Annotated in this window: 4 protein-coding genes; all 4 read right to left on the minus strand. The window is 69.6% G+C overall.

Going from position 1 to position 9636, the window contains the following annotated elements:
• Nucleotides 1-124: 124 nt before the first annotated feature.
• The 4 genes from C556_RS21955 to tssF all read right to left on the minus strand — a co-directional run bounded on the left by C556_RS21955 (nucleotide 125) and on the right by tssF (nucleotide 9318).
• The gene (locus C556_RS21955) at nucleotides 125-2785 is read right to left on the minus strand and encodes a DUF2169 domain-containing protein (protein WP_018749645.1); all 2661 of its coding nucleotides are present in this window, start codon (nucleotides 2783-2785) and stop codon (nucleotides 125-127) included.
• A gap of 784 nt (nucleotides 2786-3569) precedes the next feature.
• The gene (locus C556_RS21105; protein ID WP_020608491.1) at nucleotides 3570-6323 is read right to left on the minus strand and encodes a contractile injection system protein, VgrG/Pvc8 family; all 2754 of its coding nucleotides are present in this window, start codon (nucleotides 6321-6323) and stop codon (nucleotides 3570-3572) included.
• Nucleotides 6320-7510 carry a type VI secretion system baseplate subunit TssG gene (tssG, locus tag C556_RS21960; protein WP_083930666.1) on the minus strand — a complete coding sequence of 397 codons (1191 nt, stop codon included), beginning with the start codon at nucleotides 7508-7510 and terminating at the stop codon, nucleotides 6320-6322. The genes C556_RS21105 and tssG overlap by 4 nt, the downstream gene beginning before the upstream one ends.
• Entirely contained in the window at nucleotides 7474-9318 is a 1845-nt protein-coding gene (gene tssF, locus C556_RS0118025) for a type VI secretion system baseplate subunit TssF (RefSeq protein ID WP_018749647.1), read from the minus strand. Before tssF ends, tssG begins: the two co-directional genes overlap by 37 nt.
• Nucleotides 9319-9636: the final 318 nt, after the last annotated feature.

A 9636-nucleotide genomic window follows, 5' to 3' on the forward strand; every position in this document is an offset into this window, starting at 1 on the left:
GCAGTTGCAGTTGCAGTTGCAGTTGCAGTTGCAGTTGCAGTTGCAGTTGCAGTTGCAGTTGCAGTTGCAGTTGCAGTTGCAGTTGCAGTTGCAGTCGCGGCCCCCGCAACAAAAATCTCGCCTCTCATGCCACCCTCCTGTTCCCTTCCAACCGCACCCCATCGAACCGCGCCCCCTCCACCAACGCCCCGCTGCAATCCGCCTGCACCAGATTCGCGTCGCGCAGGTCGGCCTCGCGCAGGTCGGCGCGGCGCAGCAGGGCCTGGAAGAAATCGGCGCGGCGGGCGCTGGCGCGGGGCAGTTGCGCCTGCATCAGCAACGAGCGCGCGAACACGGCGTCGGTCAGGGTGGCGCCGGACAGGTCGCACTCGCCCAGCTCGCAGCCGATCACCCGCGCGGCGGTGAGGTCGGCGCCGGACAGGTTGGCGCCATGCCAGCCGCAGTTGCCGGCGTTCAGCCCCATCAGCCGCGCGCCACGCCAGTCGGATTTGCCCCCCAGCGCGCAACTGTCCAGCGTGGCGCCCTGCCAGCTGCTGCCGACCAGCGTGGCATCCATCAGCACCGCCTTCACCAGGGTGGCGCCGGCAAAGTCGGCGCCGTCCAGCCGCGCCTGCAACAGCACGGTCTTGGTCAGTTGCGCGCCGCGCCAGCGGCTGGCGACGGCGCTGGCCTGGGTCAACAGCGCGTCGGTCAGCACGGCGCCGTCGAGCACGGCGTCGGCCAGGTCGATGCCGGTGGCGATCCAGCCTTGCAGCACGGCGTCGCTGAGGTCGGCGCCCTGCCAGGCGGCGTCGAGCGCGATCACCTGGCACAGCGAGGCGCGGCGGAATACGGCGCCGCCACGGCTGGCGCTGAAGTTGGCGCGATCCAGTCGCGCGTCGCTGAAGTCGGCGCCGTCGAGGGTGGCGGCGGTGAACACCGCGCCGCTCAGGTCGGCGCCACAGAAAGCGGCACCGCGCAGGTTGGCGTGTTCGAACTGCACTTCGCGCAGGTCGGCGCCGGACAGGTCGACGCCGGCGAGGTCGATGCCGGCGAGGTCGCGTCCGGCGAGCACGGCGCCGCCGCGCAGCCATTCGCGCGCGAGGTCGCCCAGCCAGGCGGCCAGCTCGGGCGACAGCGCCGCGACGGTGGGTTGCGGCGCGGCGCGGCGGGCGGCGCGACGTTGCGCGGCGGCGCCGGCCTGGGCGGCCCGGGCCTGCGCCACCTGCGCCGGCGACAGCGGCGCGCCGGCGGCGACGGCGGCGTCCAGTGCGCCGGCCAGCGCCAGTGCGTCCTCGTCCACCTGCGGCGCGCTGTCGGGCAGCAGGTCGGCGGCCGGTACGCTGGCGCGGGCGTAGACCGCTTCGCGCTCGGCCAGCGGATCGGGCGCGGACGCGGGCGGCGATAGTTCGGCCTGGACGGCGGCCAGTTCGGCGCGCATCGCGTCGGCCTGGGCCCGGGTCTGCGCCACCAGCGCCTGGGTGGCCTGGTCCAGCTCGACCAGGTCGAAGTCGCTCTCGGCCAGTTGCCGCTTGCTGGGGCCGGGCAACAGCGGCTCCGGCGCGCGCGGCGGCTGATGGTCGGCCGGGCGCGGCATGCCGGATTCGGCCCAGAACTCGGCGTCCATCTCGTCGAGCACCGCCTGGCGCCGCGCCTGCTCGGCGGCACGCTCGGCGGCATCCTGCACCGCGTGCCGCGCGGCCTGCGCCGGCGGGTAGGAGGCGGCGAGCTGCGATTCGTCCAGCGCGTGCAACGCGGCGGTGGCCAGATCGCTGCGCAGCGCCAGCACCTGGCGGTAGTGCGCCAGGTCGCGGCGGTCGTGCGCGGCCTCGTAGCCCACCATCACGGCGGCGATGTCCAGGCCGTCGGCGTCGTGGCTGGCGATGTCGCCGTGCCACACCATCAGCCCCAGCAGGTGCTCGGGGAAGAACCACGCGGTGTCGCACGCCAGCGGCACTTCCTCGGCCTGCGCGGGGGTCTGGTCCACCCGTTGCACGAAGGCGCGCGCGCCCAGCGCCGGCAGGCGGCCTTCGATCACGGCCTGTTCGGGATGCAGCCCTTCCAGGCGATACGCCTCGCCACCCCGCAGGTAGCCCGGCAGGCGCTGGTCCAGCGGCGCGCGCATGAAGAATTCGGGATCGACATCGCCCGCCAGCCCCGGCGCCTCGCGCTCCAGCCAGTTGGCCTTGTAGGTGCCCGATTGCTTGACCCGCGGCGTCCAGCGCACGTCCAGCGGGCCGAAGCCGGCCGGCTCCAGCCTGCGCAGGTGGCCGCGCACCGGCTGGCCGGGGTATTCCAGGTTGGGCATGGCGCCGCGGTTCTGACCGATGAAGCCCGCCACCGGATTGGGCCGGTAGCCCTGCCCCAGCGGATTGGCCGGATGATCCGGCCCGCCGAAGGCGCGATCCCAGCCCAGCGGCATGCGGGCGAACGGCGCGGGTTCGCCGATGTTGAGCCACGGCACCAGGCCGTAGTACCAGTCGCGATCGCCCAGCACCGCCAGCGTCTTGTCGACACCGGCGCAGGCCAGCCGCACCGGCATCCGCGGCACCGGCACGCCACCCGCGGCAAACGCCGCGCCGCCCAGCAGCACCTCGGCGCGCGGCTTGGGCCAGGCTTCGTCCAGCGGTTGCAGCGGCGGCAGCGCGGGCAGCGCCAGCGGCCATTGCAGGTTTTCCATCAGGAAGCGCGGGTTGTCGGCACCCAGGCGGAAGAAGCCCAGCGCGGTGACGGCGAAGCGCTGGCGACCGCCGATGCTGTAGGGGCGATGCAGGATGCCGAGGGTAAGGGGCTTGATGGTTTTCATGGGGTGGAGCCCATTGCTGCGGTTGGCGTGGCGGTGGCGGTTGCTGCAACTTCAACGGCAACGGCAACGGCCACTGCAACTGCAACACTTGAAACGCCTAGCGCCTGCGGCGCGGGTTGTTTGATGCCCTTCGCGACCGGGCGGGCCGGTTCATTTCTTTTGCTTCTCCAAAAGAAACGAACCAAAGAAAAGGAGCCCCGCGTCTGCGCCCCTCCGGGGTCCCCTGCGTCGGTCGCGAGCCTAAGGTCTCGCTCCACTCCTCGGCGCCACGTAACGGGAGGAACCCCCGTTGGGTGCGGCGGGAAGCGGGAAAAAACAAACGCAGGCTTGTACTTTTGGGCCGGCAAAAGGCGCGCGCTCGCCTGCTGGCCGTCGCACGCGTCACCCCTTCCCTTCAAGGGGAGGGGCCGGGGGTGAGGATGGTTTACCTCGGGGCCCCTCAGCAGCGCCGAGCAGAGGACAAGCGGGGCGGGGTTTCGGCGAGGACTGTCTGAGGGCGCAACGCGCCCGAGTTCCGCAGCCACCGCCTCGATTGTCCGGCGCGAGGGAACCCCGGCTTGCCGGGGCGCGTATGCGGGGCGGCCTTTTCTTTGGTTCGTTTCTTTTGGCCGCGCAAAAGAAATGAACCCGCCCGCACGGCGGCAGAGGGCGTCAATCCACCGCGCCGCAGGCGCTCGGCGGTTAAACGCCTTTGCAGTTGCAGTTGCAGTTGCAGTTGCAGTTGCAGTTGCAGTTGCAGTCGCAGTCCCAGTCGCAATGACAGCAGCAGTCATCATCGTCCCCCTCACATGATCAACCGCACGCCGGACATCACCTCGACGATGACCTGCTTGAGATCGCACTCGACCCGCTGGTCGACGCCGCTCTTCAGACCCCCGAGGATGATTTCCGCGCCGACCTGGTTGTCGACCACGCTCAACGAACTGCTGCTGGCCGTCAGGCTCAGCGACGCGCTGGTGCCGGTCATGCTGATGCTGCTGCTGTCGCCGGTCAGGTTCATGCTGGTCGCCATCCCCACCATGCCCATGCTGGTGGTCATCCCGGTCATGCTGGTCTCGTTCACCATCCCGGTCATGGTGGCGGCGGTGCGCATGCCGGTCATGCCCATGCTGGTCACCATGCCGGTGGCTTCCATGCTGGTGACACTGCCGGTGGCGGACACGCTCTGGTGCGAGCCGGTCATCGACATGCTCTGGTTGCTGCCGGTAATGCTGGTGCTCTCGGCCATGCCGGTCAGGTTGGTGTTGCTGGTCATGCCCACCATGCCGACGCTGGTGGCGACGCCCACGGTGCTGAGGCTGCCGGTCATCGCCGTGACCGAGGTGTTGAGATCGACGTTGTGCAGGCTGGTGTTGCTGGCGATGCCGGTCATGATGTGGGCGTTGACGGTGTTGCCCACTTGCAGCGCGGACGACAGCGAGTTGCCGACGGTGACCGACAGCGCGTCGCTGTTGCCGATCATGGTGTTGTTGACGCTGCTGTTGCCGAGCTGGGTGCTCTTGTTCCAGGTGTTGCCGAAGGTCTCGACCACGCTGGCGTCCACCGCGCCGGCGGCTTCGGGGTAGCTGGATTCGTCCAGTTGCAGGCCGGTGTCGTACTTGCCGCGCACCATGTGGCTGAAGCTGCGGCCGGTGGCGGAGAAGTTCTTGTTCTCCTTGGCCCAGCTGTTGCCGTAGCCGCAGCCATACGACCACGATTCGCTGAGCATGCCGTCGGCGCGCTGTTCGGAGGTGTTGTAGCTGTAGTTGCCGCCCTGCGAATAGCCGGCGTCGCGGAACACGCCGCGGGCGTAGGCGGCGGTGACGATGTTGACGGCGTTGTCGAGGTCGTACTTGGAGGTGAAGCCGAAGCTGATGCGCTTGCCGTCGCTGTAGCTGGTGGAGAAGCTGTTGCCGACGTGGCTGTTGGCCTGCCAGCCCGAAGGCACGATGGTCTTGCTGCCGTTGCTTTGCAGGATGCTCTGGATCTCCGGCAGCTCCGATTCGTCCTGCGCGCGCGAGACGGTGACGGTGGTGCCGTACTCGGGCACGGTCTGCATGTAGGCCGCCAGCTTCACCCACACCGGCTCGCTCTGGTCGTCGTCCACGGTGAAGCGCACGTAGACGCCCATCGCCTTCAGCTCTTTCTGGTCGCCCTCGCCGTCGAGCAGGCTGGCGGTCTCGGGCGAATAGACGTTCTTGTCGTACCAGCGCCAGTTGGGCGGGGCCGGCGGCGGCACCACGGTGGCCAGCACCGAGCCCTGCTGGGTGTCGGCCAGCGAGAACGGGTTGAGCGAGCCGCCGGCGTCCACCGCCTGGAACTGGTTGCGGTAGCTGCCATCCAGGCTGGCCTCGTGCTTGACCGAGGTCAGCACGAACGCCTGCCCTTCCAGCGACAGCCGCACCGGCTGCGGGTTGGCCTGCCACGGTTTGGCGCTGACGCTGAACTGGTGCCCCGGGTGGAACAGCGGGCAGGTGGCGGCGCCGGAGAACTGGCTGCCGGCGGTGGCCAGCGCCAGCTGGGTGCGGCCGGAGAACTCCTGGAGTTCATCCTGGCTGCAGCCGTACTGGTAGATCTTGTACTGGCGGAACGGCAGCTCGCCGCTGTCGGCCAGCACCGCGTGGTGGTAGGCGGTGGTGGTGGCCACTTCGTCGCGCTCCCACGCGGCCTCCTGGCGGGTGGAGGTACCCGTGACGCCGCTGGTCTGCAACGACTGCTGGTAGCTGAACTGGCTGATCAGGTCCGGCTCGTGCAGGCCCAGCTCGTCGAGCGCGGTCTGGGTGTAGCGCAGCGGGCGGCGGTCGGCGTGGACCTGCGGGTAGTCGGCGCGGTTGAGGAACACCACGGTGTGGCCGGTGGCGCTGTGGCTGACGTAGTAGCTGATGTGCGCCTTGCCCATCAGCCGGCGCAGCAGCTCGTAGTCGCTCTCGCCGGCCTGCATCCAGTCCTGCACCCGCTCGGTGGCCAGGTTGTCGGGGCCGGCGATGCCGGTCACCGAGTAGGCGATGCGATGGCGCTTCATCAGCGTCTCGATCACGTCGCGGATGCTCTGGTGGCTGTAGATCTGGTAGCGGTTGGTCAGCGTCAGCTTGTACAGCGCGGGCTTCATGCTGGCGCGGTAGACGCCGGGGTCTTCCATCGAGAAGCTGGCGACGATGCCGTTGAACAGCGCCAGCCCGTCGCCCGGATCGCCGCCCCGGATCGCCTGGGCGAAGCGCTCGGCCACCGCCACCGGGCCGGCCGGCGACGGCAGGTGGATGCCGACGGTGACCGGGCGGCCGATCAGGTCGGAAAAGCGCAGCGCGCGCGTCTGCCCGACGAATTGCGCCTGCTTGGGCACGTCGCTGTCCGACTGGGTGTCGGCGTGCAGTTCGAGCTGGAAGTCGAACGGCTCGGACACGCCCTCCTGGCCGGAGAAGCTGGTCAGGCGGAAGGTCTCGTCGCCGATGAAGTTGTTGCTGCCGGGCAGGAAGAAGGCGCAATGCAGGTACGGCGCCTGGTTGGCGACGGTCTGGATACGCATCTGGCCGATGTCGGCGTTCAGGACGCGATCGTTCATGAGGCGACTCCGAAGGCGGGCAGCAGTACGCGCACTTCGCGCGGAGCGCGCGGGGCGCTCAGCCAGGCGTCGGTGCCCAGCCGGCGCTGGCCGGCGGCGCGCTGCAATTGTTCGCGGTGGGTGGGTAGCCAGGCCGAGCGCGACAACCGCATGCCGCCGGCGCCGAGCGGGCGCGGCGGGATGCTGTCGTCCAGCACCTGGAACACCACTTCGACGTCGAAGCGGCGGTCGAGCAGGAAGGCCACCAGTGCGACGAAGGCGCCGTGGCCCGCGCCCTCGCCGCGCTGGCGCGCCGCTTCGGCCGGATCCCGCGGCGGATGGCTGGGCGCCAGGCTGGCGCCGGGCAGCAGTTCGGCGACGCGCGCATACGGCAGCGGGTCGACGGTGAGGCGCACCCGCGCCTGTTGATCCCACACCCGGCCGCCCAGCAGGCAGGTCTGGCCCAGCCGGTTGCCGCGCCGCCCCAGCAGCTGGCGGTCGCCGTCCTCCAGCTTGCGCCAGGCGCCCACCATCTGGGTCAGCCGCACCGGCACGCCCAGGTACTGCCCGAGCACGTGCTCGACGGTGGCGCCGGTGCGGCGGCAGTTGGCCATCAGCCCGGCCAGCCCCAGCCAGGCGCGCGCCGGCAGCGGCAACTGCTGCGCCAGCTCGGGCAGGCCCACGCCCATCAGCGCGCCCAGGTACTGGGCATAGCGCGTCTCGGACGGATACAGGTGGTTGACCGCGATCTCCTGTCGCCCCTTGAGGTTGTGGCGCAGCACGTTCATGCGGTGGTTGAACAGGTCGAGGAAGGCGGCGAACGCGGGCGAGCCGGCGCGTTGCTGGTCGCGCACCCATTCGGTGTACGGCTCGGGCAGCGGCCCCAGTTCGCCGGCGACGCAGTAGTTGGCGGTGGCGAGGTCGATGCGCTCGGGCGCGCCGTGCCTGCGCTCCGGCGCGGCGGTGTGCGGTGGGCGCGGTTGCAGGCCGGTGACCTCGCGCCCGGGGAAGGCGGCCGACAGGTCGCCGCGAAAGCGCACCCGGTCGTCCATGCGGTACACCGCCAGCGGCAGCCGGCGGCCGTGCGCGTCGTGGGCGCGCGGCTTCCAGCGCAGCAGGCGCACCAGCTGGAACACGTTGAAGCGCCCGTAGTCGGTGCGCAACTGTTCGCTCAGAGGACGGGCTGTGCGCCAATCAGCGGCGGCCATGATTTCAATGTTCCCTTGACGTCATGCACGTCGAGCGACAGCTCGACCAGCGTGTTGACCGAGGCGTACAGCGCCAGGAAGCGGCGCAGCACTTCGGCGAACAGCACGGCGCTCGCCTCCTCGAAATTGCTGCGGTCCAGCTCCAGGCGGATGTGCACGCCCTGGGCGAAACCGCGCCAACCCTCGCGCCCGATGTGGCGCACCACGGGGCGGCAATGGATCTCCTTGATGCCGTCGATCTGTTTGAGTCCGTTCACGCTCATCGGCCCGACGTGCAGGCTGAGCATGTCCTTGAGCGCCGTCAGCGCCAGCGGGCCGTCGGCCAGCGACAGGTGGTTCAGCGCCAGTTGCGACGCCAGCGCCCACGGCCGGTCGCCGATCAGTTGCGGCGTCTGGTGCGCGGTGGGTTTGCTCACCACGCGGATGGTCTGCACCGGCCCGGCGCCTTCCAGCTGCATCGCGTCGCCCACCCGCAACTGCTCCGGCAGGCGGCGGTTGGTGCACAGCGCGCGGCCGCCGATCACTTCGTCGGTGGGCTGGTCGGGGTCGAACTGGGTGTCGAGCAGCGACACGAAGGTTTCGGTGCCGGCCACCTGCGCCAGCTGGCTGGCCTCGCGCCGGGTGACGTAGAAGTAATCCTGCTGCGCCAGCTTCTGCGCCTCGTCCATGGCGAAATACGGCGCCAGCGGGCGCGGGCTGGCGTTGGGGCGGATCGAGACCAGTTCTTCGATGGCGTAGATCTCGACGTTGCGGTGATGCTGGATGTCGGCGCGCAACCGGTATTCGTAGTGGGTCTGGTCCAGCGGCAGCGGCTCGATGCGCTGCGAGAACAGGTTCACCAGCGGCACGCAGTTGAGCTTGAGCACCCCCGGCATAAAGGTCAGCGCCTTGTTGGGCGGCAGGTCGAACAGGAACAGCAGCTCGGCTTCCTCGTCCGCGCCGGTGAAATCCAGCCCGGCCAGGTCGAAGAACAGGAATTTCTCGGGGAAGGCGAAGTATTCCTGCAACAGCCGGTAGCCCGGATGGGTATGCGGGCTGGCCACCAGCATCGCCTCGTCCGCGTCGAAGCCGCACCACGACAGCGCGCTGGCCGGCAGCTTGCGCAGGTGGCCGCCGGCGCGCAGCGCCACCCCGACCAGGTTGAGCGCCAGCATGTCGTACAGCTGCCAGGCGTGCTTTTCCTCGTCGTTGACGTAGAAGCGCAGCCGGGCGGGGTTGATGTCTTGCAACCGCTCGTTGCCCTGGCGCCGCAGCGTCACCCGCAGCACCGAGCGGGTGTCGCGCAGATCGGGCTCGCCCGGCGCGTGCCGGCCCTTGAGGAAGTCGTATTCCTCGGTCGGCGTGACCTTGACCTCGGTCACCGTCAGCGGCCACAGCGGCGTCTCGGCGCAGGTGCGCATGCGACACGGCAACCGCCGGCCCTGGTCGTTGACCGCGTTGACGTACATCTGCCGGTCGCGCGCCAGCGTCACGCCCTTGGCGAAATTGGCGCCGCTGGGATTGACCTCGATCTCCGCCACCATCATCGACGGCACCGGCGCTTCCAGGTGCGGATAAAGGAAGTGCAACAGGGTATTGGGCAGCGTGGCCTGCTGCACTTCCATCTGGTAATTGAGCCGCCCGGCCAGGAAGGCGAACGACTGCATCAGCAGTTCGACGTGCGGATCCTGGCTGGGCCCACGCGACAGCGACAGCGCCTGCGCCACTTGCGGGTAGCCCTGGGCAAACTCCGCCGCGTCCTCGCGCAGGGCGAACAGCTCGCGGACGAAGTAGTCCTTGAGGCGGGTGCCGTAGGCGGGGGTGGTCATGCGGGCACCTGCGCGGGGGGCGTTTTTGGGGCGGTGGCGATGGGCATCGCGGCTGCAACGGCAACAGCAACTGCTTTGAACCCCTGTTGGCGCCTGCGGCGCGGGTGTTTGACGCCCTCTGCCGCCGTGCGGGCGGGTTCATTTCTTTTGCACGGCCAAAAGAAACGAACCAAAGAAAAGGCCGCCCCGCATACGCGTCCCGGCGTTGCCGGGATTCCCTCGCGCCGGACAATCGGGTCGGCGGCTGCGAAACTCGGTCGCTGCGCGCCCTCAGACAGTCCTCGCCTCCATCCCGTCAAGCCGGGACACCGCGTCGCT

The sequence above is a fragment of the Chitiniphilus shinanonensis DSM 23277 genome (assembly GCF_000374805.1).
Lineage (GTDB): Bacteria > Pseudomonadota > Gammaproteobacteria > Burkholderiales > Chitinibacteraceae > Chitiniphilus > Chitiniphilus shinanonensis.

Coding starts and splice junctions, on each gene's coding strand:
- C556_RS21955 (WP_018749645.1), bottom strand. CDS start 2,785: ATGAAAACCATCAAGCCCCTTACCCTCGGCATCCTGCATCGCCCCTAC.
- tssG (WP_083930666.1), bottom strand. CDS start 7,510: ATGGCCGCCGCTGATTGGCGCACAGCCCGTCCTCTGAGCGAACAGTTG.
- C556_RS21105 (WP_020608491.1), bottom strand. CDS start 6,323: ATGAACGATCGCGTCCTGAACGCCGACATCGGCCAGATGCGTATCCAG.
- tssF (WP_018749647.1), bottom strand. CDS start 9,318: ATGACCACCCCCGCCTACGGCACCCGCCTCAAGGACTACTTCGTCCGC.